This is a genomic window from Microcystis sp. BLCC-F210, from assembly GCF_042134685.1.
GTDB classification, from domain to species: Bacteria; Cyanobacteriota; Cyanobacteriia; order Cyanobacteriales; family Microcystaceae; genus Microcystis; species Microcystis aeruginosa_D.
Map to the genome: position 1 here is coordinate 4,560,639 of NZ_CP169647.1, position 24,679 is coordinate 4,585,317.

26 protein-coding genes and 2 pseudogenes are annotated in these 24,679 nt (G+C 41.0%); 17 read left to right on the forward strand and 11 right to left on the reverse strand.

The features are described 5' to 3' along the window. The first annotated feature begins 62 nt into the window (after nucleotides 1–62). Nucleotides 63–263 (forward strand): hypothetical protein, encoded by a 201-nt coding sequence (locus tag ACE3JL_RS22185; RefSeq protein ID WP_271992165.1) that lies wholly within the window; start codon nucleotides 63–65, stop codon nucleotides 261–263. A gap of 125 nt (nucleotides 264–388) precedes the next feature. Here the strand turns inward: ACE3JL_RS22185 and ACE3JL_RS22190 are convergent, their stop codons facing one another. Then, a complete protein-coding gene (locus ACE3JL_RS22190; protein ID WP_375328412.1) occupies nucleotides 389–1,186 on the reverse strand; it encodes a Uma2 family endonuclease in 798 nt (265 codons plus the stop codon). Between the two features lie 28 nt (nucleotides 1,187–1,214). Beyond that, nucleotides 1,215–2,219: an NAD(P)-dependent alcohol dehydrogenase gene (locus ACE3JL_RS22195; RefSeq protein ID WP_375328413.1), complete on the reverse strand. Its 1,005-nt coding sequence runs from the start codon at nucleotides 2,217–2,219 to the stop codon at nucleotides 1,215–1,217. A gap of 281 nt (nucleotides 2,220–2,500) precedes the next feature. Here ACE3JL_RS22195 and dnaK point away from each other — a divergent pair, with 281 nt between their 5' ends. Further along, nucleotides 2,501–4,549 (forward strand): molecular chaperone DnaK, encoded by a 2,049-nt coding sequence (gene dnaK / locus ACE3JL_RS22200; RefSeq protein ID WP_375328414.1) that lies wholly within the window; start codon nucleotides 2,501–2,503, stop codon nucleotides 4,547–4,549. Between the two features lie 21 nt (nucleotides 4,550–4,570). Here dnaK and ACE3JL_RS22205 read toward each other — a convergent pair whose 3' ends face one another. Continuing rightward, complete coding sequence (locus ACE3JL_RS22205; RefSeq protein ID WP_375328415.1) at nucleotides 4,571–4,702, reverse strand: hypothetical protein; 132 nt, start codon at nucleotides 4,700–4,702, stop codon at nucleotides 4,571–4,573. Nucleotides 4,703–4,867: 165 nt separating this feature from the next. On the opposite strand from ACE3JL_RS22205, the gene dnaJ reads away from it, so the two are divergent. The 3 genes from dnaJ to rsgA are packed head-to-tail and all read left to right on the forward strand — an operon-like array spanning nucleotide 4,868 to nucleotide 7,293. Continuing rightward, nucleotides 4,868–5,992 carry a molecular chaperone DnaJ gene (gene dnaJ / locus ACE3JL_RS22210; RefSeq protein WP_375328416.1) on the forward strand — a complete coding sequence of 375 codons (1,125 nt, stop codon included), beginning with the start codon at nucleotides 4,868–4,870 and terminating at the stop codon, nucleotides 5,990–5,992. A gap of 2 nt (nucleotides 5,993–5,994) precedes the next feature. Continuing rightward, nucleotides 5,995–6,216, forward strand: a complete 222-nt coding sequence (locus tag ACE3JL_RS22215) for a sulfurtransferase TusA family protein (protein ID WP_002738399.1) — start codon at nucleotides 5,995–5,997, stop codon at nucleotides 6,214–6,216. After that, nucleotides 6,217–7,293, forward strand: a complete 1,077-nt coding sequence (gene rsgA, locus ACE3JL_RS22220; RefSeq protein ID WP_375328417.1) for a small ribosomal subunit biogenesis GTPase RsgA — start codon at nucleotides 6,217–6,219, stop codon at nucleotides 7,291–7,293. 143 nt (nucleotides 7,294–7,436) lie between these two features. Here rsgA and ACE3JL_RS22225 read toward each other — a convergent pair whose 3' ends face one another. Further along, entirely contained in the window at nucleotides 7,437–7,742 is a 306-nt protein-coding gene (locus ACE3JL_RS22225) for a hypothetical protein (protein WP_375328418.1), read from the reverse strand. 110 nt (nucleotides 7,743–7,852) lie between these two features. Here ACE3JL_RS22225 and ACE3JL_RS22230 point away from each other — a divergent pair, with 110 nt between their 5' ends. The 7 genes and pseudogenes from ACE3JL_RS22230 to ACE3JL_RS22260 all read left to right on the forward strand — a co-directional run bounded on the left by ACE3JL_RS22230 (nucleotide 7,853) and on the right by ACE3JL_RS22260 (nucleotide 13,951). After that, nucleotides 7,853–8,833 carry an ABC transporter ATP-binding protein gene (locus tag ACE3JL_RS22230; RefSeq protein ID WP_375328419.1) on the forward strand — a complete coding sequence of 327 codons (981 nt, stop codon included), beginning with the start codon at nucleotides 7,853–7,855 and terminating at the stop codon, nucleotides 8,831–8,833. A gap of 141 nt (nucleotides 8,834–8,974) precedes the next feature. Further along, nucleotides 8,975–9,916 (forward strand): ABC transporter ATP-binding protein, encoded by a 942-nt coding sequence (locus ACE3JL_RS22235; protein WP_271992887.1) that lies wholly within the window; start codon nucleotides 8,975–8,977, stop codon nucleotides 9,914–9,916. Next, the gene (locus ACE3JL_RS22240; protein ID WP_271992886.1) at nucleotides 9,906–10,736 is read left to right on the forward strand and encodes an ABC transporter permease; all 831 of its coding nucleotides are present in this window, start codon (nucleotides 9,906–9,908) and stop codon (nucleotides 10,734–10,736) included. The genes ACE3JL_RS22235 and ACE3JL_RS22240 overlap by 11 nt, the downstream gene beginning before the upstream one ends. A 2-nt stretch (nucleotides 10,737–10,738) precedes the next feature. Continuing rightward, nucleotides 10,739–12,265 (forward strand): GldG family protein, encoded by a 1,527-nt coding sequence (locus ACE3JL_RS22245; protein WP_375328420.1) that lies wholly within the window; start codon nucleotides 10,739–10,741, stop codon nucleotides 12,263–12,265. A 48-nt stretch (nucleotides 12,266–12,313) separates the two neighbouring features. Continuing rightward, the gene (locus tag ACE3JL_RS22250; RefSeq protein WP_271992884.1) at nucleotides 12,314–12,934 is read left to right on the forward strand and encodes a Uma2 family endonuclease; all 621 of its coding nucleotides are present in this window, start codon (nucleotides 12,314–12,316) and stop codon (nucleotides 12,932–12,934) included. A 111-nt stretch (nucleotides 12,935–13,045) separates the two neighbouring features. Further along, on the forward strand, nucleotides 13,046–13,621 hold the full coding sequence (locus tag ACE3JL_RS22255; RefSeq protein WP_375328421.1) for a Uma2 family endonuclease: 576 nt from the start codon (nucleotides 13,046–13,048) through the stop codon (nucleotides 13,619–13,621). A 112-nt stretch (nucleotides 13,622–13,733) separates the two neighbouring features. Continuing rightward, nucleotides 13,734–13,951: pseudogene (locus ACE3JL_RS22260) on the forward strand (hypothetical protein). Nucleotides 13,952–14,302: 351 nt separating this feature from the next. Here the strand turns inward: ACE3JL_RS22260 and ACE3JL_RS22265 are convergent. The 5 genes from ACE3JL_RS22265 to ACE3JL_RS22285 all read right to left on the reverse strand — a co-directional run bounded on the left by ACE3JL_RS22265 (nucleotide 14,303) and on the right by ACE3JL_RS22285 (nucleotide 18,920). Next, entirely contained in the window at nucleotides 14,303–14,677 is a 375-nt protein-coding gene (locus tag ACE3JL_RS22265) for a type II toxin-antitoxin system PemK/MazF family toxin (protein ID WP_375328422.1), read from the reverse strand. Continuing rightward, nucleotides 14,678–14,932 carry a hypothetical protein gene (locus tag ACE3JL_RS22270; RefSeq protein WP_375329647.1) on the reverse strand — a complete coding sequence of 85 codons (255 nt, stop codon included), beginning with the start codon at nucleotides 14,930–14,932 and terminating at the stop codon, nucleotides 14,678–14,680. Nucleotides 14,933–15,483: 551 nt separating this feature from the next. Then, nucleotides 15,484–16,547, reverse strand: a protein-coding gene (locus ACE3JL_RS22275; RefSeq protein ID WP_375327681.1) for an ISKra4 family transposase whose coding sequence is annotated in 2 segments (ribosomal slippage) — nucleotides 15,484–16,391 and nucleotides 16,391–16,547 — 1,065 coding nt in all. Because the reading frame shifts where the segments join, the coding sequence is not laid out codon by codon here. 112 nt (nucleotides 16,548–16,659) lie between these two features. Next, nucleotides 16,660–17,655 carry a CobW family GTP-binding protein gene (locus tag ACE3JL_RS22280; protein ID WP_375328423.1) on the reverse strand — a complete coding sequence of 332 codons (996 nt, stop codon included), beginning with the start codon at nucleotides 17,653–17,655 and terminating at the stop codon, nucleotides 16,660–16,662. Further along, nucleotides 17,655–18,920: an amidohydrolase family protein gene (locus ACE3JL_RS22285; protein WP_375328424.1), complete on the reverse strand. Its 1,266-nt coding sequence runs from the start codon at nucleotides 18,918–18,920 to the stop codon at nucleotides 17,655–17,657. Before ACE3JL_RS22285 ends, ACE3JL_RS22280 begins: the two co-directional genes overlap by 1 nt. Nucleotides 18,921–19,383: 463 nt before the next feature. Between ACE3JL_RS22285 and ACE3JL_RS22290 the strand changes: the two genes are divergently transcribed. Further along, a complete protein-coding gene (locus ACE3JL_RS22290) occupies nucleotides 19,384–20,352 on the forward strand; it encodes a hypothetical protein (RefSeq protein WP_375328425.1) in 969 nt (322 codons plus the stop codon). 97 nt (nucleotides 20,353–20,449) lie between these two features. On the opposite strand, the gene ACE3JL_RS22295 is transcribed toward ACE3JL_RS22290, so the two are convergent. Next, nucleotides 20,450–20,719 carry a transposase gene (locus tag ACE3JL_RS22295; protein ID WP_375329648.1) on the reverse strand — a complete coding sequence of 90 codons (270 nt, stop codon included), beginning with the start codon at nucleotides 20,717–20,719 and terminating at the stop codon, nucleotides 20,450–20,452. Nucleotides 20,720–20,759: 40 nt separating this feature from the next. After that, entirely contained in the window at nucleotides 20,760–20,885 is a 126-nt protein-coding gene (locus ACE3JL_RS22300; RefSeq protein WP_271990142.1) for a hypothetical protein, read from the reverse strand. Between the two features lie 256 nt (nucleotides 20,886–21,141). Between ACE3JL_RS22300 and ACE3JL_RS22305 the strand changes: the two are divergent. From ACE3JL_RS22305 to ACE3JL_RS22320, 4 genes and pseudogenes are all read left to right on the forward strand, one after another. After that, nucleotides 21,142–22,295 (forward strand): annotated as a pseudogene (locus ACE3JL_RS22305) (NACHT domain-containing protein). 238 nt (nucleotides 22,296–22,533) lie between these two features. After that, entirely contained in the window at nucleotides 22,534–22,719 is a 186-nt protein-coding gene (locus tag ACE3JL_RS22310; RefSeq protein ID WP_002759041.1) for a hypothetical protein, read from the forward strand. A 181-nt stretch (nucleotides 22,720–22,900) separates the two neighbouring features. Next, complete coding sequence (locus tag ACE3JL_RS22315; RefSeq protein ID WP_271988153.1) at nucleotides 22,901–23,500, forward strand: J domain-containing protein; 600 nt, start codon at nucleotides 22,901–22,903, stop codon at nucleotides 23,498–23,500. A 2-nt stretch (nucleotides 23,501–23,502) separates the two neighbouring features. Then, a complete protein-coding gene (locus ACE3JL_RS22320; protein ID WP_375328426.1) occupies nucleotides 23,503–24,567 on the forward strand; it encodes a hypothetical protein in 1,065 nt (354 codons plus the stop codon). The last annotated feature ends 112 nt before the right edge of the window (nucleotides 24,568–24,679 follow it).

The window sequence follows — 24,679 nt, forward strand, 5'->3', positions numbered from 1 at the left end:
ATATATATTAGTGGGTGATTTAAAAAGTTCTAAACACGATTTGCAGCTCGGAGGAAATGATTATGTCCACAGAACAACAAGCTCGCGCCTTAATGATGCGTCACCACCACGCCGTTAAAAATCGTCAACAATCGATGTTAGACAGAAGTGCTTCTGAAATCGGTATTGACAATGATAATGGCCACCGGGAAACCGTTCAACGTCGCTTCTCGGCCGACTTTTCTTCCCAAACTTATGATCGCTCTGGTGCTACTCTGAGTTAGGGTCTGAGGTTTCGCCAAAGTATCAGCTTTCAATCTTAGAATTAAGTGAACAATCAGCCCACACAAACCGAGATCGGAAGGTGTGGGCTTTCGGTTTTTAGAGATGAGGGTCATTCCTGGGCCGATTACGGGGTTTCATCGGGATTTATGCCTAATTGCCGTAATTGCGCTGCTAAACGTTCTGCCCGTTGACGTTCGTTTTCGGCCTGTTGATAGGCTGCCTGAGCCCGTTGACGTTCAATTTCGGCATTCTGACGTTCAATTTCGGCATTCTGACGTTCAATTTCGGCTAATTCTGCAGGTAAGAGGATTAAATTGCCGTCTAGGTCATAAAAACGCAGCCAAGGAGCTTCTTCTCGCTGTATGCTGCCCATCCAGACTCCTAACCATAATCCCAAACGTTGACACCATAACCAACCGCGGGGGTCGGGAATAATTTCTTGATAGCATTGATTTGGGTCTAAAGCCCAACCTTGCAAGGAAGTGGCATCAAAGGGATTATAAACGAAGTATTGGGAACAGCGAAAAGTCCGCTCATAGAGGTTTTTTTTGGTAGTTAAATCGATTTTTGCGGTGCTTTCTGACATTAATTCCACGATCACATCGGGATAACGTCCGTTTTCGTTCCAAACCACCCATCCTTGTCGTTTATAACTACCATCAATATCAAGGACAACAAAAAAATCGGGGCCACGAAAATCTTTATTAAAAACCCGCTCACGGCTAAAGTAAATAAACATATTACCGCCAACAAAAAAGTCCTCTCGATCCTGATAGGCTTGTTCGATAGAATCGATTAACACATTCATGGCCTTGCGGTGACGGTACGTTTCCAAAGGTTCTCCATCATCAAAAATCAAGTCTTCTGGGGGAATCGGGGGTTCTTCCCAATCGATAACTGGAGGAGTGAGGGGTTGAGTCATCGGGGTTAGGTCCGGGATAGAGATGGTTTTATTTTATTTGCAAGACGAGGCGATATTTAGGTTGTCCGGTTCGCAATTTTTCCATGGCTTCATTCACCTGGGAGATAGGATAGGTTTCCGTCACCGGTTCAATGTCATGACGAGAGGCAAATTCGATCATTTTATTGATGGTACTGGGACTACCCAAAGGACTGCCAGAAATCGATTTTTGACCCATAATCAAGGGAAAAGCATAGGTAGCCATGGGTTCAAGAACAGCCCCAACAATATGCAGACGACCTTTGGGACGTAAACAGGCGATATAAAGACCCCAATCGAGATTAACGTTAACGGTAGAGATGATGAAATCAAAGTAATTTTGTACCGATTGCAAAGCCTCCTGGTCTCTGGAATTGATAAAATGAGTCGCCCCTAGTTCTTTTGCTTCTGTTTCTTTGTCGGGACTACTGGAAAAAGCGGTTACTTCGCAGCCCCAAGCTTTGAGGAATTTTAAGGCTATATGGCCCAATCCACCAATACCAATGACACCAACTCGAGCCGTGGGTTTAATATCAAATTGAACAATCGGATTAAAGACGGTAATACCACCACAAAAAAGCGGGCCAGCTTTGGCAGCATCTAACTGCTCTGGTAAGGGAACCAACCAACTATGATGGGCCCGGACTCTTTCAGCAAAACCACCATGGCGACCGACGATAGTTCCTTCAGCAGTAGCACAAAGGTTTTGATCCCCTGACATACAGGTTTCACAGGTGGAACAGGAACGGGAAAACCAACCAAGACCAACTCTTTGCCCTAATTTTAACTCTTTGACTTTAGCACCAAGAGCCGCGATCGTACCGACCACTTCATGGCCGGGGACAAAGGGATAGGTGGTCAGTCCCCAATCGTTATCGAGCATACTTAGGTCGCTGTGACAGATGCCGCAATATTCCACTGCAATTTCTACATCTTCATCCGCTAATATACCCGGATCGTAGTCAAAAGGCTCTAGTTTCCCCCCTTTTTCTCGGGCAGCATAGGCTCTAATCATGATTAAGTCCTCTAGAATCGGTTTACTGGTTATTTTATCCTAAATTTATCTGAGTATGGCTTGTCCTAAATCCTGTTTAAAAGGTTTCTCTTGTATCTAATCTACTAGAGCACTCGCAGGTCGCTCGCGGATTTTACTGACAAGTTTTGTTAAGATAAGATGAAAATTGTCCTGTTTTATCCTCGGCAAGATTAAACGAGGTAAAAAGCCCGTTTCTAATTTGGGGATATTTTTCGTAAACGATTGTATCCTAAGTTAACCACCGTTATTATCAGAACGCTATGGGAAAAGTCATCGGCATCGACTTAGGAACAACCAACAGTTGTGTTGCCGTACTAGAGGGAGGTCAGCCGATTATAGTTCCTAACTCGGAAGGGGGAAGGACAACTCCTAGTATCGTGGGATTCGGCAAAGCCCAGCGCCTAGTGGGACAACTGGCCAAACGTCAGGCGGTTACTAATGCCGAAAATACCGTTTATAGCATCAAACGCTTTATCGGTAGGCGTTGGCAAGACACCGAGGCCGAAAGGGGACGAGTTGCCTATCATTGCCAACGCGGTCGCGATGATACCGTCAATATCAAAATTCGCGATCGGGAATTTACCCCCCAGGAAATCTCGGCCATGGTTCTGCAAAAATTAAAGGCCGATGCCGAGGCCTATCTGGGAGAACCGATCAAAGAAGCCGTAATTACAGTTCCCGCCTATTTTACCGATGCCCAACGTCAAGCCACTAAAGACGCGGGGATAATTGCGGGACTAGAAGTATTAAGAATTATTAACGAACCCACCGCCGCCGCCCTAGCCTACGGTTTAGATAAACGAAACGAAGATCAACATATCCTCGTTTTTGACCTAGGGGGAGGAACCTTCGACGTTTCCATCCTGCAGCTGGGGAAGGGCATCTTTGAAGTAAAAGCCACCGCTGGTAATAACCATCTTGGCGGGGACGATTTTGATAACCTCTTAGTGCGGTGGTTGGTGGAGAACTTTCAAGGCCAAGAAAACATCGATCTGGCCAGCGATCGCATGGCGATCCAAAGACTGCGGGAAGCCGCCGAAAAAGCCAAAATCGAACTTTCTAGCCTGATTACCACCTCGATCAATCTTCCCTTCATCGCCGCCGACGAAACCGGACCTAAACACCTAGAATTAGAACTAACTCGCGCTAAATTCGAGGAATTAACCAGAGAATTGGTGGAAAAAACCCTGGAACCCGTACAACAGTCCCTCAAAGATAGCGAATTGCAGCCTAACGATATTGATCGTGTCATCCTTGTCGGCGGTTCCACCAGAATACCCGCCGTACAGCAATTAATCTCCCGTTTCTTTTCTACGGGCCAAATTGATCGCTCTGTTAACCCCGATGAGGCCGTTGCTTTGGGGGCAGCGATTCAAGCGGGAGTTTTAGGTGGAGAAGTAGAAGATATCCTGCTACTCGATGTCACCCCCCTTTCCCTCGGCATTGAAACCCTCGGCGAAGTTTTTACCAAAATTATTGATCGCAATACCACGATCCCCACCAGTAGATCTGAGGTTTTCTCCACCGCTGCCGATGGTCAAACTTCCGTGGAAATTCACGTTCTGCAAGGGGAAAGGGCTATGGCCCGGGACAATAAAACCCTCGGTAAATTTCTCCTGACGGGAATTCCTCCCGCCCCTAGAGGTATGCCACAAATCGAAGTGGCCTTCGAGATCGATGTTAACGGCATCTTGAAAGTAGCCGCCAGCGACCAAGGCACAGGTAAAGAACAAAGCATTGTCATTAGCCACACTGGAGGGCTGAAAACAAACGAAATTGAAAAAATGCGCCTAGAAGCCAAAAAATACGCTGAATTTGATCGCGGTCGTCTGCAAATGATCGACATTCGCCAGCAATGTGACAGTCTTTTCTATAGCTACGAAGTCACCCTCAGGGAAAACAGTGAGTTAGTTGCCCCCGATATCCGGCAACTGGCCGACCAGAAGCGACAGCAGTTGGAAATCGCCCTGCGCGACCCCTCCCCATCCCCAGAAAAGCTAACAACCACCCTGGAAGAATTTCGTCAGATTGTCCTCGAAATCGGTACCCGCATCTACAGGGGTAAACAAGAGGACACGCAAATCCTCAACGGTAATGGTTTTAAATCGATCGATGTCTCCGAAAAACTGACCCGAACCACCCGCATTCAGGCCACTTCCTCGAATACCCTCACTGAGGGGCAAACCCTATTCCAGACTAGAACCAGAAACTATAGTAATCTGGAAACTAAATCTACCGAATCGGACAATGATGATGATCCCTACAATGACGAAGAAATGATCTCCAGTGACTATGAGGCCGTAGATTAAAAAGGGAAAAGCTATCGGTCGTCAGGAGACGGTCGTCAGGAGATAGGGTGATAGGGTTTTGGGGTGATAGGGTTTTGGGGTGATAGGGTTTTGGGGTGATAGGGTTTTGGGGTGATAGGGTGATGAGACAGCTTCCCCACTTCCCCACTTCATAATTCATAATTCATAATTCATAATTCCCCCTCCCCACTCCCCCACACCCCTAACCCCCAGCAAAAAAAGTAGGGATAACCCAACTAAACTATTATGTATAGTTTGTTAAAGTAACAACTAGACCGAAAATTTATTTATAAATTGCCAGCAGAACCATAGCCCCCTATGCCCACTGATTATTACGAAATTCTAGGTGTCTCGCGAGATGCCGGCAAAGAAGACATCAAACGCGCCTATCGTCGTCTCGCCCGAAAATACCATCCCGATGTTAACAAAGAACCGGGAGCCGAGGAATACTTCAAAGAAATTAACCGCGCCTACGAAATTCTCTCGGAACCAGAAACCCGCAATCGTTATGACCGTTTTGGTGAGGCTGGGGTTTCTGGAGGAGCTGCCGGTTTTGATCCCGACAATATGGGCGGTTTCGCCGATATATTTGAGACAATCTTTAGTGGTTTTGGGGGCATGGGCGGCCAAACAACGGCCCGCCGACGCACAGGCCCGACCCGGGGCGAGGATTTACGTCTCGATTTTAGACTAAAATTCCGCGAGGCGGTTTTTGGCGGCGAAAAGGAAATCCGCATCCGTCATCTGGAAACCTGTCAAACCTGTAAAGGCAGTGGGGCGAGACCGGGGACCAGTTCTCGCACTTGTACTACTTGCAGTGGTACGGGGCAGGTGCGTCGCGCTACCCGTACTCCCTTCGGTACTTTTGCTCAAGTTTCGGTCTGTCCCACCTGTGACGGTACTGGAGAGGTGATCGAGGAAAAATGCGACGTTTGCGGCGGCTCTGGACGTAAACAGGAAACCAAAAAACTGAAAATTACCATCCCCTCGGGGGTTGACAACGGCATGAAATTGCGCGTTGCCCGGGAAGGAGACGCAGGACTTAAGGGCGGACCGCCGGGGGATTTATTCGTTTATCTAACCGTGGAAACAGATACAGAATTTCAACGGGAAGGCAATGATATTAAATCGAATATCTCGATTAGTTATATCCAAGCGATTTTAGGATGTACCATCAAAGTTAATACGGTAGATGGCCAAGAGGACCTGACTATCCCTGCCGGTACTCAACCGAACACCGTACTGATTTTAGAAAATAAAGGGGTTCCCAAATTAGGCAATCCCGTCAGTCGCGGTGATCATCGCATTACCGTTAAAATCTCGATTCCTACCAGTGTCAAGGGAGAAGAACGGGATTTACTGGAAAAAATAGCGAAAGTTCGCGGGGAAACCGTCGGGAAAGGCGGCATCGAGGGATTTTTAGGTAATATCTTCCATAAATAACTATGACTTTAGACCTGCGCGGCACTCCCTGCCCAATTAATTTTGTCCGGACAAAATTGCAATTAGAGAAAATGACCGCCGGGGAACGGTTGGAAGTCTGGTTAGATGCCGGGGAACCGATCGAACAGGTTCCCACTAGCCTGACAGTGGAGGGTTATCAGATAGAATCGATCGAGGATCGAGATAGCTTTTTTGTTCTCAAAGTCTATCGTCCCGATTCCTAAATGCTAGATGCACAATTAACCGATTTATACGGCACAGTGGTGGCTGTACAGGCGAATTTCTATCAGGTACGCTTGGATTCTGCCGTTATGGGCGAGAATCTTCTCTGTACCCGTCGCGCTCGCTTGCAAAAAATCGGTCAATCGGTGATGGTTGGTGATCGGGTGCGCGTGGAGGAGGCCAATTTTGATGATCGGCAGGGTGCGATCGCAGAAGTTCTCCCCCGCAGTACCGAGATCGATCGACCGGCCGTTGCTAATATCGAGCAGATTTTGCTAGTTTTTGCCCTTGCTGAACCTGTCCTCGATCCTTGGCTGATCAGTCGTTTTTTGGTGAAGGCCGAGTCCACAGGCTTGGAAATTGCGGTCTGTGTCAATAAAATTGATCTGGGGGAACCAGAACAAATAGAGGTCTGGGGCGATCGCCTAGCTAGTTGGGGATACCAGCCCTTTTTTGTCAGTGTCGAGAAAAATCGGGGATTTGAGGCTTTATTGGCACAATTAAACCATAAAATCACTCTCTTGGCCGGTCCTTCGGGGGTGGGAAAATCGAGTTTAATTAATTGCCTAATTCCTGAGATTAATCAACGGGTGGGGGATGTGTCGGGAAAACTGCAAAAAGGTCGTCACACTACCCGTCATGTGGAGTTATTTGCTTTACCAAATCGGGGTTTATTGGCCGATAGTCCGGGGTTTAACCAACCGGATATTAACTGTTCACCGGAACAATTAACTTTTTATTTTCCGGAAGTGAGACAGCGTTTAGCTTTAGGAAATTGTCAATTTAATGATTGTACTCACCGTCAGGAACCTAACTGTGTGGTGAGGGGAGATTGGGACCGTTACCAACATTATTTAGAGTTTTTAGAAGAAGCGATCGCACGAGAACAGTCATTACAGAAAACTAGCACAAAAGAGTCAAGTTTAAAGTTAAAAATTAAAGAAGCAGGTCAAGAAACCTACGAACCGAAATTAGCCAATAAAAAATATCGTCGTCCTTCCCGTCGCGGCAAAAATCAAGATCAGGAACGCTATGAAAATAAAACTCTCCAAGATATTTATAATGATGATTCTGAATAAAATCGGTTAGGTTGCCTTTATCTTCAGGGTTACTAAAGTAAGAATCGGGAAAAGATGCTGGGGGGGTTAGACTATGAGTGTATTTGGTGCATTTTTTGATAGAATAACTCGGAAATTTTTGGGAAAATTTGCCAGTTTTGAGCCTAGGCAGCATCTTGGGTAAACACAGCTAAAATATAAGCAACTTGACCATCATTAATATAAGCTACCTCATTACGACTGTCACTTGTCCAACCAGCTTTAGAAGCAAATTCTTGGATATTTTTAGGGTCACTGTTGGCAAAATATTCACCAAAAAATCCTTTAATCGGATTAAAATGACCTTGACCTTGATTTTGGTCAATACTTTTCCAGCTGCCATCTTGCATCATGTTTATTCTGTTTAAATAGTATCGCATCTCCTGACTAGATTCGGACGATATAGCTTGTCCTGTAATAATTTCATACATTAATCTAGCAGCTTATTCAGTTATAATTTTATTTCTAATCGGATTTTTAGGATCATTGCCTCTCATTGAAGAGCCATTTTGACGGACAATTTAGTAAAGTGATAACAGCTATGAAGATTTTGACGATTTTACAGGGATTAATCGACAAAAATCCCTTAACTCAGACGGATCTAGAAGAATTACTAGAGAGCGAATCCTTAAATTTTCACCAGACTAACCTTCTCATTCTACAGGAAAGAGCGGAACTGTTAACGATTCTCTGGCCGCGAGTCTGGCAAAAATGTCAGGAGTTAGGGATAAATCAGCCAAATCAGATTTTGATCAGCTGTTGGCGCTTCTGGATTCCCTGGGCGCTAGAGCTACGCAGTCACGTAAAACCGTTGATTCAAGGCATTTTGGCTCCTCAAGGCACGGGGAAAACCACTTTAACATCCATAATGTCGATTATTTTAGCCTATTTTGATTTAAAAGTAAATAATCTCTCTTTAGATGATATTTATAAGACCTATAATGAGCGAATAAAATTGCTTCAAAAGGATGAAAGATTGCGCTGGCGTGGTCCACCGGGTACTCATGATATAGAATTAGGAATTAAAGTTTTAGAACAGGTTTGTCAGCAAGAAAGTCCGATTTTAATCCCGCGGTTTGACAAGTCCCTGCATCAAGGACAAGGAGATAGAATTGCACCGGAAAAAGTGGAACGAGTTGATATTCTTTTTTTCGAGGGTTGGTTTGTGGGCATGAATCCAATAGAAGAAACAGTCTTTGATCATGCCCCCGATCCGATTAATAGGGAAGAAGATCGACAATTCGCTAGGGATAATAATCAGAGATTGCGAGAATATCTACCCCTCTGGTCAAAAATCGATCGCTTACTGATTCTTTATCCCCTTGACTACCGTTACAGTTTACAATGGCGACAGGCGGCCGAAACAAAAGGAGGTATGACCCCATCAGAAATCGAGGAATTTGTCAAGTATTTTTGGAAAAGTTTACATCCGCAATTATTTCTGCCACCCCTGCTCAAACAAGCAGATGTAGTGGTAGAAATTAATCAAGATCATAGTCTGGGAAAAATCAGTTATCAGTGAGCAGTAATCAGTAATCAGTAATCAGTGAAAAGAAAGCCCCGAACTGGTCACTTAACAGACTGAAAACTCCCATCTGATAACTGCTAACCGCTAACTGCTAACTGGTAACTGATAACTGATAACTGATAACTGATAAAGCTTATGATTGAAGTGGAACATCTGAGTAAAATTTATGGTTCGACCCCGGCAATTAGTGACGTGGATTTTACCGTAGAAAAAGGAGAAATACTCGGTTTCTTGGGACCCAATGGAGCGGGAAAAACCACGACTATGAGGATTTTATCTGGGTATATTCCCGCTACGACGGGAACAGCAAGGATAGCAGGATACGACGTACATCAACAATCCTTAGAAGTGCGTCGTCGCATTGGTTATCTTCCTGAAAATCCCCCCTTGTATCCAGAGATGACCGTGGAAGGTTTTCTTGATTTTGTGGCACGTATTAAAGGCATCTCATCGGGGGATAGAAAAGCGCAGGTAGATTTAGTTTTAGGCAAATGTCAGTTACTAGAAAAAAGAACAGTTATTATCCGCAAGTTGTCTAAAGGTTATAAACAGCGTGTGGGAATTGCCCAAGCGATTGTACACGATCCACCGGTAATTATTTTAGATGAACCGACAGTAGGATTGGATCCGAAACAGATTATCGAGGTGAGAAATCTGATTAAAAGTTTAGCGGGAGAACATACAATTATTCTCTCCACTCATATTTTGCCAGAAGTGAGTATTACCTGCGATCGAGCGACAATTATTAATCGGGGTCGCATCGTAGCCAATAATATTACTACCGCTACCCCTGCTGGTTCCAGTTATGAAATTGAGATCGAAGGTGATAGGGATTCCCTGTTAGAAATCCTGCAACAAATGCCGCAAGTCGAGCAAGGGGCAAAAGTCGGCGATAACCTGCTTAAAATTGTTGGTCAAGCGGGGACAAACCTAGGGGCAGAACTTGCTAGAATAGTTGTCAACAATGGTTATAACCTATTAGAAATGCGTCGCACCCGTAAAACCCTAGAAGACATCTTTCTGGAAGTAATCGGCAGCGGGGAAAGTAACCAGCAAGAGGAGAGACATGATCAATAATATCTGGGCGATTTTTCGCAAGGAATTTCAAAGCTATTTTACCGCCGCTAATGCCTATATCATTATGGGTATATTTTGGTTAGTAGCAGGATTTTTCTTTAACTCCCTTCTCTACGGCATTATTCTCGATATTGGTATTCAGGAACAATCGGGATTTCTGGTAGCCAGAGATACGGTATCTGAATTTATGACCACTTTCATTGGCATTATTTTATCCTCTTTATTGTTGGTAATTTTGCCGGCCCTGTCTATGGGATTATACGCAGAGGAAAAAAAACAGGGAACCCTAGAACTTTTAGCCACTTCTCCCCTGACTAATTGGAGTATAGCCATCGGTAAATTATTGGGAGTGCTGGCCTTTTTTACCGTGATGATTACCCCCCTCTGGATTTACGAAATAGTGGTTTTTAGTGCCGCAGTTCCCCCGGTGAATATAGCCAGTGTTTTACTAGCTCATCTAGGATTAATTTTACTGGCAGCGGCCATCCTAGCCATCGGGATGTTTATTTCTTCCCTTACCAATAGTTCTATCCTTGCTTACATCATCACCTTTATCACCATCTTATTTATCTGGATACTGGATGTCATTGCTAACAATGCCGAAACCTTCTTTCGAGATCGCATTGGAGGAGAAGTGGGAGAACAGATCGGATTTTTCCTGAAAGAATTGCTCTCCCATCTATCTTGGTATCAACCCTTTAACAATTTCGTGCGGGGAATTTTTGACAGTAGTAGTTTAGTCATCCTCCTCAGTTATATTCTGCTGGGAATCTTCCTAACTACTCAAGCGATTGAAGCGAACCGTTATCAAAGAAACTAACTATGAGATCCTGGCAAAAATACAGTAAATTTCTCTATATACCCGCCCTATTTCTGGGTAGTGCCGGCTTAACCGTGGGGTTAATCTCCGGTCAGTGGTCATCCCTGTCTCTGGGGTTATTAATTGCTGGAGCTATTCTGTTTCTAGGGTGGCTATTGTTATTAGTAATCACTCACAAAGACTTTTGGCAAAAAAGAAGTACCCGCACCGGTACTCAAACCCTCATTACTACTATTATTGTCCTCAGTGTTATCGGCTTAATTAACTTTCTCGCTCTCCGTTATCCCTATCGAGTTGATTTAACCGAAAACCAAATCTTTAGTTTATCCCCCCAAACCGAAAGACTATTAACCAATCTGTCAAAACCCGTTAAAGTCTGGATTTTTTCAAGCCGGGGAATCAGTGCCAACGAAGAGGAACTTTTAGCTAATTATCAACGCAAAAATCCCCAATTTCAGTACGAGATAGTTAACCCAGAGAAAAAACCCAATATCGCTCAGGAATTCAAAAAACTAGCTGATGATAATCTGTCTAGAGTCTATCTACAGTATGGTGACAAAAAACAACCTCTAAAAACTATTAGTGAAGAGGAAAGTCTCACGGAAGCGAAACTGAGTAACGCCATCGAAACCGCTAAAACTAATCGCACTTTAACCGCTTATTTTCTGCAAGGTCATGGAGAAAATGCCATCAAAGAGCCTCAAGGTGGATTAGTGCAAGCAGTCAATAGTTTAGAAGCAAAAGGTTATCAAGTAGAACCACTTAATCTAGTGGAACGTTCCACCATTCCCAATAATGCCGATGTTATTATTATTGCCAGTCCCAAAAGAAAAATATTTCCCCAAGAAGTCACCGCTTTAAAAAACTATCTTGAGCAAGGGGGCAAAATTTTATTAATGATTGACCCCCAAACCGAAACCGGATTAGAACCCTTATTAACCCCTTGGGGTGTGAAACTAGATAATCGAATTATTATTGATGCTTCCGGTGCTGGGGAAATCATCGGTTTAGGTCCGGCTAGTCCCATTATTACCAATTACGGCAATCATCCGATTACTCGCGATTTTGCTAACGGTATTTCTATCTTTCCCTTTGCTCGTCCCATCGCTACCGTTCCCATCGAAGGAATTGAAGCCGTATCTTTAATGATTACTAATGATAAAATGTGGGCTGAGAGTGATTTAAATGATCAGAATCTCCAGTTTAACCCTGAAAAAGATTTAGCTGGCCCCTTTGATTTAGGAGTTGCTCTGACGGGAAAAAAAGGTAAATTAATCGTGATTGGTAATGCCAGCTTTGCCAGCGATGGACTATTTGAACAACAGTTAAACGGAGATATATTTTTAAATTCTGTGCAGTGGTTAGCCAGTGGTGAAACAGCCACCTTATCTATCCGAGCTAAGGAACCAGAAAATAGAAGAATCAATTTAAATCCCCTGCAAGCTAACGCTATTTTTTGGATAGCGATGGTAGTGATGCCTTTAGTAGGATTTACCCTAGCTGGATTGACTTGGTGGCAACGTCGTTAATCGAGTTAGAATCTAGAAAAATGATCTCTCTTATTTACCCTAACTGCCATGACCACAATCCAAACTATCCCCCAATTGTTGACTTTTGATGACTATATTAATCAATATCCCGATGATGGACAACAATACGAATTAATCGCAGGAAAATTATTGGCCATGATGCGACCGATCGGAAAACACGAAGAAATTGGCGGATTTGTTTCTGGAACCCTATTCTTAGAGATAAATCGGCAGCAATTACCCTATTTTATTCCCAATACTGCCGCAGTAAAACCCCTTCGCCCCCATACAGGTTATCTACCCGATATTATTGTCTTAGACAGAGAAAATCTAGTTAATGATCCCTATTGGGAAACCGCTTCCTCAATTTCTCTGGCAACATCAGCTAAATTAATTATTGAAATTGTCAGTTCCAATTGGCGAGATGATTATCTGAAAAAATTCGATGACTACGAACAATTAGGAATTGCTGAATATTGGATTATCGATTATTTAGCCAAAGGTTCGTCCCGATATATCGGCAGCCCCAAAGAACCCACCATTTCTATCTATCAATTAATCGATGGAGAATATCAAAGTAATTTATTTAAACAGGATCAACGTCTTATTTCAGGGGTTTTTCCAGAGTTAAACCTCACTGCTAATCAAATTTTTTGTGCTAGAGCTTAAAGAAAAACCCGTATTTTTAGATTGAATCTATGGCAAAAATCAAAATTGTCCTGAAAGTAAGGAGTCAGGAGCTTATAATAGAAAACAACTCAAGATCGGAGAAATCAATTAATGTTTGCCACAATAGAAGATAAACAAGCTCTTTCCCTCGAAGTATTTCTTGCCCTTCCAGAAACTAAGCCTGCTAGGGAATATTATCATGGAATTGTCACTCAAAAACCTATGCCCAAAGGAAAACACAGCATCTTACAATTTGAGTTAGCCTCTGCCATTAATCAACAGACTAAACCTCAAAAATTAGCTTATGCTCTACCTGAATTGCGTTGTACTTTTGCAGAACGTTCAATTGTGCCAGATATTGCGGTGATTCGTTGGGAGAATTTGCCAAGAGATGTAGATGGAGAAATGGCCGATCAATTTTTACGTTATCCCGATTGGATTATTGAAATTATGTCTCCTGAACAATCTGTTACCTTAGGGATGGAAAAGATTATTTTCTGTTTACAACAAGGAACAGAATTAGGTTGGTTGATTGATCCTTTAGCAAAGTCAGTCACCGTTTTTCAAACAGGATTACCGAAAGTACATATTGCAACTGAAGGAAATAATGAGTTTTTAGCAGTGATTAAAGGTTTAGAAAGTTGGTCAATATCAGCAGTGGATATTTTTGCTTGGCTAAAGGTTTAATTTGTTCTGTCAGCATCGTTTGGTTTATCAGTTTATTCCAGAAGAGTAAAGTTGTCAAAGTTATAGGGATGTGGATTTATTTTTTAATTATTTTGGTTCTTCGGTTTGTCTTATGCAATGGACGGGGGTTATAAGGGATGGAACCCTTATATACAAAGGCATTTGGCGATTTTTGTCAATTGCTTTTGATCTAAAGCGAACTAATCAATTAAATTCCTTGCCAGATAAGGATTTAGTCGATTTATGCCCCCTATCGAACCATACCAAGTAACGAAGAGCCATTATTTTATACTCGTAGCATTAATGATTGATTTGGATTGTAAAAATTAGGAACATGAAAAGCTTATGGTATAAGACTTTTGACTTCGCAAAGCGGTATAAATACCCTCAAGATAACATAAAAATATGATATAAATGCCCCTCCTCAACTGACTAAATGAAGGGACATTTATAGTATTTTTAGATGCAATTTAGCCTACTTTTCTGGTTTCTTTTTCAGTAGATTTGGATAGTTTGAGTTTGCGCTTCAGGGTTAAAGCTGCACCGAGTGTACTAAGTACCGGGAGACTTAACGTTCAAGTTTTCCAGACAGAAAATTAAACTAATTAAGCATTCCTATTAGTGTTTTATAGCGGTTCTCGCATCTGTGCGGCACAATTAAACCTTTGCTTATTAAGCTGTTCAGGATCGGGAATGTACCTCTTGTGAATCAGAAACGCTATATATTAAATATAATGTGTATCGCATCGCTTCTTCCAATTGCTGTAAATAACTAGAAGAAAGTGTCCCCAACTGTCTCTGAAGTCGTTGTCTATCAATAACAACAATTTGATAACATAAGGCTACTGATTCCTGATTTAAACCTCCTTGTTCTGCGGGAATAACCATTGTTCCAGGGATTTGTGCGCGACGTAAATTACTGGTTAATGGAATTACAACAACAGTGCTAGTGAAGCGATCAATATTGTTATGTTGGACAATAATAACAGGTCGAATACCAGCTTGTTCTAAACCACGACTCGGATTCAAATCAGCTGGATAAATATTGCCTCGCATTTATTTCTTATCCTCTTGTTTAAGGTGAGATAAATAATCGGGTAAAATACTTTCTGAAAAGCCAATATCCTCTTGAGCAAATTCATTTTGTAGCGATTGTGCTTCTGCATCTGAAATATTATCCCATTCCTGAAAACGTGAATTTCTTTGTAAGGATTTGACAAATTCAAGGACTTGTTGCTGTTTTTCTAGCGGTAAAGTCTTAATACTTTGCAAAATCTGGTCTTGAAGATTATTAATATGGGTGATAGACATTTTAACTTTTACCATATCTACACTAGAATAACCATCTGGCTCTTCTGGTTTCTGTGTGGAAACGAGGTCTATACTGATAGTTTCTTCGACAAAATAGTCCTAAAAGTGTTGCCCGATAAGCATTTCACGATTCCATAAGCAAAAATTATCACACAAAGTCGAGAAGAGCCACCATCTGACCACAAAAAACGCTCTTGTTGTCAATTAGTTAGCAACAATTAAATAATAGACAATAAACGGTTCTTTGATTTGTATTATTCAATGGACGGGAGTTATAAGGGATGGAACGCTTATATAGAAAGGCATTTGGCGATTTTGGTCAATTGTTTTCAATCTAGAATGTTTTAGCTTGTTTTTTGATAACTTTCTAGTCATTTTCTCCTTGTCACATTAATCAAACGTTTGACCCTGGATAATTGTGATATATTTGTTATATTTCGTTACTTAAAATAAAATTATGCTTGCTTTGAGTTTTTGAATCTACCTCAAAATTATCGGGAGCATCTCACCTTTGCAATAAGTAGAAATGCTTAATGAGATCAATAAAAAAGTTAAAAAAGGCAACCATTTAGATAAGCACAGCGATGACGAAGGACTTGCGGTACATTACCAGATTCCCAACTTGCACCAGTAATTTTGAGACGATGAGCAATTTGTTTAATTTTTGATTCAACAGAGCCAGAGCCGATAGAAATGCCCTCTGCCTGCAAATAACCATAATTGACAATTCGATGTTTATGCTTGTTCAAATAAGTAATAAAATTCTCAACTTGCGGCTCTGACCATCCTTCACAACAAGAGATAGCGGCGTCCACGTCCCCCTTCCATAGAAAACATTTTACCTCCTCAATTCGCTGGAATGACCCGCCAACTTTATAGAGGTTTTCGATTAAATGATACCAATCCAATATTTCAATTCTTTCCTGTTTCTCTCCGATCTCACGAAATAAATTCCAGATACCATCATGTCCATCTCCTAAACAAATTAAAGGCTTGGCCAAAACTTGAGAATTAACCAAATCTAATAAAGCTGAGTTATCTTGAAAAAAAGCCGCTACCCCCAGTTGATGAAAACTCACTGCTTTATAATCACGCCAAATTAAGGCTTTTCCCTTGGCAGTTCTTAGTCGTACCTTACCGCCATCTAGGCTCATTTCTTCCACTTCCACTTCTGGGTTAGACGGTAATTCTTCAAAAGCATAGCGATGTACGAGGCGTTGTTGGGTACTGTGAGAAACAGCAATCCCTGTCAATGATTTGATTTTCTGCGCCGATTTCTCGTAGGATTCATCGCCACTTAATAGCAAACAGTTCTTCTCTAACATTGGACTCATCTGAGTCCGAGGCTTTACTTCTAACTTCTTCGCTTGTTTTTCTGTAATTGGTAATTCCCCCAAAATGCTTTTCACTTTTCTCGTCCGACCGGCGGTTTCTTCTGTGCTTGTTTTGACAAAAAAATACCGATTTCTGGGTTAACATAATGAATCATTAAATCTCTAACAGTCTCCTCTATCTCTCCCAAGTTATTAAATTTCTTAATTTGGGATTGCTCATAGAGACATTGCCCTAACTCTTGACATAACTCTTTAATTCTTTTTTCATTTTCTGATAACATTGAATTATTCCTCCCATCGAGAGCTATTCTGAATTGTAAGTTATAACCATTATAATCTCATTTCTCTTTGTGATCAAGTTGAAGATTTTCTAGTTTTTGACGGTTATAAGTATTAATACTTATTGCATAAGTGAGATGCTCCCAAATTATCTAGTCTTAAACAGCTATCTAATTGATCTTGTAATATATTTGTATTAATTGTCTCCGTGCTAATTAATACCAATTCGGTAAAGGGTGGATTATTACCCCATTCCTCGCCTATTTCTAAGGTAATTCTCGGCCCCACTTGTTGCAAAATTACCCTTTTATTGGGATATTCAACAGTAGATAAAATACCCTTGGCTCGCAATACAGTTACGGGTAATTTACCTAATATTCTTCGCAGGGTTAATAACTGAAAAGGACGAACACTTTCATAACTCCAAGTATGAAAGTTATCCGAGGGATTAGATTTTAATTGACTAGATACAGAATGAACGGGAAATGAGTCCCTAAATCCTAATAATAAATCTAGGGAAACATCCCCATAACTCCCTTTTAACAAACGCGCCCAGGGTGCTATTTTTTGGATAATCTGACTAGCATTAATTTGTGCTTTTTCATCAATCAAATCAATTTTATTGAGAACCACAATATCAGCCGCTGAAATTTGATCAATTAGCAAATCTTGATAGTTAATTTTTCCAGATGGTTCACAAATTTGGGGTAGATAGGTGGCATCAACTAGGGTAATAATGCTTTCTAAGCGAATTATTTTACTTAAAACTGGACGCTTTAGGGTTTGTAACAGGGTGTAAGGATTAGCAATTCCACTGGCCTCAATTAATATATGATCTGGACGGAGAGATAGGATTTTGGGAAGAGAATTAACCAGATTATTTTGTAAATTACAACAAACACAACCTCCCTCAAGAGTGATGAGATCATCGTCTCTATTTTTAATTAACATCTGATCAATATTAAGACTACCAAAATCATTGACCAGTATGCCAAAACGGCGATCACTTTTACCCTTAAGAATGGAGTTAAGTAAAGTAGTTTTACCAGCACCTAAAAAACCTGTTAGCAGTGTTACTGGTGTCTTCCAGAGATTTGATGATAAAACCACTATGCTTGTTCTCCCGATGGTTGTTTATAGATGACTCCCCGTTTCATCACAAAATCAACTTGACCAGTAACATTAATATCATCAAAAGGATTACCCGGCATAGCGATAATATCAGCAAATTTCCCCACCGCTAACGCACCAATATTCGGCTGCATTAATAATTCAGCCGCTACAGTAGTTGCTGCTTTTAAAGCGCGTAAAGGAGTAATACCATTTTGAACCATCGCTGGAAACTCTTTCCAGTTATCTATATGAGGAAAAGTTCCTGCATCAGTACCAAAAGCAATCTTAACGTTACTTTTAGCTAAATTATCAGCACAAGCAATCAGTTGAGGGGCATATTTTTGATATTTAGCGTGTTGCCAAGAAGAACGATTTTGCCAATATTCAGGATTATTAGCATTGCGAGCTTTTTCTAAAACAGTGTATTGAGTTGGTACGAGATAAATTCCCTTCTGTTCCATCAATTGCAAAGTCTCGGAACTGGCAAGATTTCCATGTTCAATGGAACGTACCCCCGCATTAACAGCACGTTGAACCCCTTCCCCTCCATAAGCGTGAGGACAAGCAGAAATACCGAAATCTTTGGCGGTGCTAACCAGAATATTCATCTCCTCTTGGGAATAAGTGGTTTGACTGGGATCATCTGTAGGAGAGCTAAAACCTCCTGTAGCACAGAATTTAATCCAATCTGCTCCTGAGCGAATTTCTTCCCGTACTATGCGGATAATTTCTGCTGTTCCGTCTGCTACTTCAAATTTTTCTGGTCTGAACTGAAAAGCAACTAAAGAGGTAAAATCACCATGTCCTCCTTGGGCTGAAATCAGGTGAGGTGCTACCAATAGATCTGGTCCAATAATCCAGCCGTTGGCGATCGCTTTTTTAAGATCGACAGTAATAAATTCTGGATCGGGACAACCCACTTCCCGTACAGTAGTAAAACCGTTCATTAACAGTATTTTCAGGGGATTTAAGCTATAAAGGGTCATGAATGGCACTGTCACCATATAAGGATTTTCTGGAATTGTAGGATCCCCTTCACAGAAGGTAATATGAACATGACAATCAATGAAACCAGGGGTAACGGTGTGTCCTTTTAGTTCAATAATTTGAGCGTTGCTGTGATCAACTGTTGCGGCGATCGCAGTAATATTCCCGTTTTCGACGCGAATTTCCGTGGCACCAAGGGGATTATCAGCCAAACCATCCCAATATTGATCGGTTACGATTACATAATTTGGGCTAGTGGAATTAGTACCAGTCATAGTTGTTGCTCCTGTCGTTAATTTTTGCAGCGTTTTTCTTAGTTTGCAAGAGGCTTTTAAGCAAGTTTCGGAAAAAGACCTTCGTAATTGGTTCACACACTGTTGCTATTGCACCTCATTTATCTGAGAAAGGCTGTAGTAAAACCGGGACTCTCTTGGATTTGGTGGGTAAAATGTATTCTAAGATACAGTCCTGCTGGCGCGGGAGTGGAGGGAACCACAGAGACACAGAGGACACAAAGACCGATGGCTATTATATAGTGCGCCTAATTGATTTGTGAACGGGTAGGCTCTAGAAGTCAAGTGTAGCACGACGGCAAACGGAGGGTTTTTACATTTCATTTAGGTGCGCTATATAAGTTAAACTTGTTACACAAAGCATAAGAAAGCCGATAAATTCTCAAAACTTGCTATGATTCAAAAAGATTGTTAATGCACTTTCTCGGCTTAATTATCCCCTGCAATGACTCGCCAAATTCACGACCAATTTGCCAAGGAATATTTAGAAGAACTCTTAGCGTCTCTAGGAACGATTAAAAAGAGCAAGAAAGTAAAAAGTGAGGTTCAAGAAATCGATGTTTGGTTTGAACCAGCCACAGCATCAAGGACGGAATTACCCTTGGGTTTACTCGCTAAAATGGCGGCGACTTGCTGCTTATTTGAACCTTTCCGTAACCCCCCCTCCGAGGTAGAGATTCGCAGTTGCATCTCAAAGTTATACGCGGTTCATGGCGAAGTCTTAAGGAAGGCGAAAAGGACAAGCAAAACTCTAACAGAAGCTGAACTACCAGTTCTCTGGATTTTAACGCCTACTTTTTCAGCGAGAATGATTGAAGAAGTCGTGGGAATCCCCCCTTCATTCCTACCGGAAGAGGGGATGAAAGAGGAGTGGGGAAAAGGAGTTTATTTTTCCCCTAACCTATTCAAAACGGGAATTGTCGCCATCCATCAATTACCAGTCAATGAGGAGACTTTATGGTTGAGGGTGCTAGGTAAAGGAGGGACACAGAAACGAGCAGTAGAAGAATTAGTGCAATTGCCTGAAGATAATCCCTTCCAAGAGAATTTACTGGAAATTCTGGCCAACTGGCGCAAGAATTTAGAGTTGAGAGATAATTTAAGTACCGAAGAACAGGAAGACATCATGAACTTATCACCAGCTTATCTAAAACAACGGGAAGAGTGGAAGCAAGAAGGGATACAAGAAGGGATACAAGAAGGGATACAAGAAGGGATACAACTAGGCAGTTTAGAAGAACGGTATTCCCTGATAACCAGTCTTCTGGAAGGACGCTTTGGCAGCCTAGATGCAGAATTATCTGGTCTGGTGGAACAGATTGTCCAACTTCCTATCTCGGAACGCACCGGGTTACTTCTTTCTTTGGCTAATTTATCTCGCTCAGAACTACTAGAAAGATTCAGGGAAAATTAAACTTTCAATCCCCCTAAGCTAGGAAAAACTATCCCCCAGCATTAATAGAAAACGGGTTTCTCGGAGAAACCCGTTTTCTGTGCGTTACTCAACGGATTTAGTATGACAACTGATAACTGGAGAATTCCCATTCCTGTGGCTGACTCACCAAACCCGCTTTAACTGGATTACAGTGAATATACCTCGACAAATTCAACAAATACTCTGTGTCATTTACTAGAATTGCCTGAAACCGCCCTTGAAACAATGAGCCAACTCGCCCATATCGCCGATTCATCGCTTTGGTATAAGACAGGGAAAAGGCTTGCATTGCCGCAGAAAGCTCGGCTTTTTTCAGCCGTATTAGCAGGTGATAGTGGTTGGGCATCAAGCAATAGGCAATAACATCTAGCGTTTCTACCAGATATTTACGCACCAATCGCAGAAAAAAAAAGATAATTTTCTCGCTCAAAGAAGATATCTTGACGGTTATTGCTGCGATTATAGATATGGTAGTATTGTCCTGTTTGAAAGATATTCTGACGATAGGGCATATTTATCTTAATCTCTAGAAAACAGCTTTCTCTGGCTTACTATTCTAAGCTAAGAGAAACCCGCTTTCTGAGTTGATAATGAGAAAGCGGAGAAACCCGCTTTCTGAGTTGTTGAGAAACCCGCTTTCTGAGTTGATGATGAGAAAGCGGAGAAAGCGGGTTTCTGGGTTGATGATGAGAAACCCACTTTCTGACTTGTTGAGAAACCCGCTTTCTGGCTTATACTGAACTTTAGAGGATTTACAGGGGTTAAGTTATGGAAATTGAAACAACAAAGATTATTGTAACAGCATTGACTAATAGTTTTATTGGCCAAATGATTAAATCGGGGTGGGAGGGTATTAATAAAAATGAGTTATTGAATAAAGATGTCGGGCAGCTTATCAGAGAAGGAAAGTATCTTTTTTTACGGGAATATACTCAACGTTACTGGGATCGGCACGGCATAATTAAGGTTTTAAAAATGTCTAATCCGATGGATTTGGAGTCAATTTATGTTAATGTCAAATGTTTGGGAAATTTAGTCAGGGATTATTATGATGAAAATTTAGAAAATAAATATCGTGAGAGTAAGCAGCGACGGTTTAACTTTAGGGATGATGGTAAAAAAGATGGTTTACTTTTGGCGAATCAAGAACAATATTTAATGGTACTTGGTGATCCCGGTATTGGTAAATCTACATTTTTGCGAAAAGTTGGGCTAGAAGCTCTCAAGGGAAATAAAGACAGTTATCAGCATTCTCTAACACCTGTTTTACTGGATTTGAAAAACTTTAAAGAAAACGAGATTAATATTCAGGCATTAATTGAAGAGGAGTTTAAAATCTGTGGTTTTCCCAATGTGGAAAAAAATATTAGCAATAAACTAGAAAAAGGGGAATTACTAATTTTATTAGATGGTTTGGATGAAGTGCCAACAGCATCTTCGGCGCAGGCAAAGCCTACCCCAACGACATCGCCAACATCTTCGGCGCAGAAAAAGCCTACCTCAACAAAGGCATTATCGCCACCACCATCAGCGGCCCCTTCAGCGTAGGCAAAGACGACAAAGCCAACGCCATTGATGAGTTTGTCCTGTTAGTTAACTTATTGGCTCAGGATCGAATTGTTTCTAAGGTTAATTTTTGCCAATTAATCGCTGATTTAGAAGCTTTCAAACAAAATATTCCTGATGATAAAGCAACTAAAAAAGAACGTCGAGAATTTGCTGATCAATTCTTGAAAATGTGGAATACTGCTTTTAATTTAACGCCTGAATTGCTGAATTTATCCATCCAAGAAATTCGCAAAATAGACAAGCATTATTTTTATATTAATCGCCGCCTGATTCTCGACTGCCAAAAAGTGGCTGTTAATATTTCCCCTACCGTTTGGCAAGAAATCGAAGAACGAATGCTCCGCGTTCCTTAACTTGTACTTTTTTTCTCAAATTTTGCCTTTCCAATTGGATGAGATTAGCGAAATATTAACACTATGAGGATTGAGAGCTTCAAAAACCTTGCATTACCATTAAGATAACTGTTATCAGTTTTGTTGAGAAATGTGTAGAGTTGGAGCCGACCCTTGACTGGAACCCAAGCTCTCGTGATAACTTGTAAGGGAGTTATCAACAAGACACCATCAGCTAGACAACCCTTCCAGTTTCTCTATGTTTCATCCTAACCAATCGGAAACCCGTGAAGATATCCGCGAGTATGTAGCTCAACTACAACTTCACATGGCTTTACAAGCTCGTAATCTCGTCCCCAGTCTGACTAATACTAGCGATAGTCGCGAGAAACTGCTGCAGGATACCCAAGCAACCATCGAAAAAATCGTTTCCCGTCATTTCTAGTTAACCGATTTTACTCCAGTCACTTTTTTTATCATTAACCACATGACAAAGTGGCCACTGCTGTGGTATTATCCTAGGATAGGAAGTTTTCGGGAGTCAGTCGTCGGTCTTTCATACCAAATTAGCCTACACCTCATCTTGATAGGAAAGGCTATATTTTTTGCAGCTTCTTAGGGAAATTATGACCACTAATCCTCTTAACTCGCTCATTTTAGAGCAGATTAGTCATATCTGTGAGCAATACTCGATCGAAAGTCGTATTCTCGAAGATTTTGCCGATTTTGTCATCCAAAACCACCGTAAAAAGTCTCCCAAACCATCGTTAACTAAATCAAAAACTGTAGCCACCACCACAGTCCCAAAAGTTAAACCTTTAACTCTAACGCAACTTAAACAGGCAGTTTATGCCTATTTTGAGGTTAGTAATACCACAGAATTAAAAAAATCGAGTATGTTTCAAATGGCTACTAGAGCCTTTGATAATATCAATTTATCTCAGCGAGAAAGTTGGGAAAAAATTTACAGAGAGTATGTAGGTATTTTACCAGAAGAAGATGGGGAAACAGGTAAGCATTGTATTAATGGTATTAATATATTTAAATATTTTTATCCCTATCGTGTTTTCGAGCTTGATCCAAAAACTGCCACTAAGGAAGACATTAAAAATGCCTATTATCGTCTTTCTAAGATCTATCATCCTGATAACCAAGAAACAGGAGACGCAGAAGTTTTTGATTGTTTAACTGTCATGTATAAATCTATCACCACGGAGATAAAATAACCATGCCTCAGAAAGCAAATACTTTCATGATCCGGGATACCGAATTAGCTCAATGGTTTTCTATTACTCTCGAAAAATTAGATCAAATTGTTGATATTTTTGATGCTGATCCTAATGATGATTGGGATTTAGTTGAAGGTGTCGATTATCAATTTGTTAACAAAAAAGATAAAGTTAGAGTGTTTTCTTTTGAAGGTGCTTTAAAAATTGCTTCCTATATTGATCAGCATGAAAAGCGAGGAATTTTATACAGATTTAAAGAATTTTTTACTAAACACGATCAAAAAATTCGTCGCTCTCTGGCACGAAAATTAATTTTTGCTGAACTCACTGACTCTGGCGAAATTCAAGTTTATCAAGGAGTGGCTATGATTCATAAACAGAGTTTGCGGCGAATTTTAAAAACTAATGGAGCCAAGCTAAATCAAACATTCAATAATCTCAAAATACAGGAATCTTCATCTTTGAAAGTTGATGATGAAGAACTTGCCAAGGTATTCAGAAATACTAAAACAGAAGTTCGTCCTTTAAAAATAGGAGTAGATTTTTATGAAGATGAAAAAAGAGAGTTTTGGTTCTCTGAAAGTGGAGTTGTTCGCATTTCTAAATCCATGAGTGAAACTTTGACGAATAAATCGCGCCAAGAAATGTGTAAAATGATTGAAATCGAGTTTCCTCTTGCTTTTAAAGAAATTCAGGAAAATCTAGATGACGATACCAAACAAAAAATCGAGATTGAAAAGGCTAAAAAACGAGCTAAAACTAGAGATAAAAACACTTGTCAGGTGACAGGGCAAAAACCGGATAGAAATAATAGATTTAATCTCGCTGTCCATCATCTTTACTCTGTCCAGAAATATCCCCATCTAGCGACATTAGATCTGAATTTAGTGACTATTAAAGAAGAAATTCACCAAGAATTCCACGGTAATTTAGGGGGATTTCATCAACCTTGTACCATCGAGGATTTTATCGAATTTTTGCACGTTTACTATCCCGAACATCATGGTAATTTAGCCTTAAAACTTCAGAAAGCTAAGAAAAAACTAGAAAAATTAGCCAAATAATCATTTTAAAAAAGTATGAGAGAATTGGGAGTATTGGAGCAGGGACAAACAATAAAAACCGATTTGATAAGTAGCTAGACACAATTAATTACACATATCTAACTACCTATTG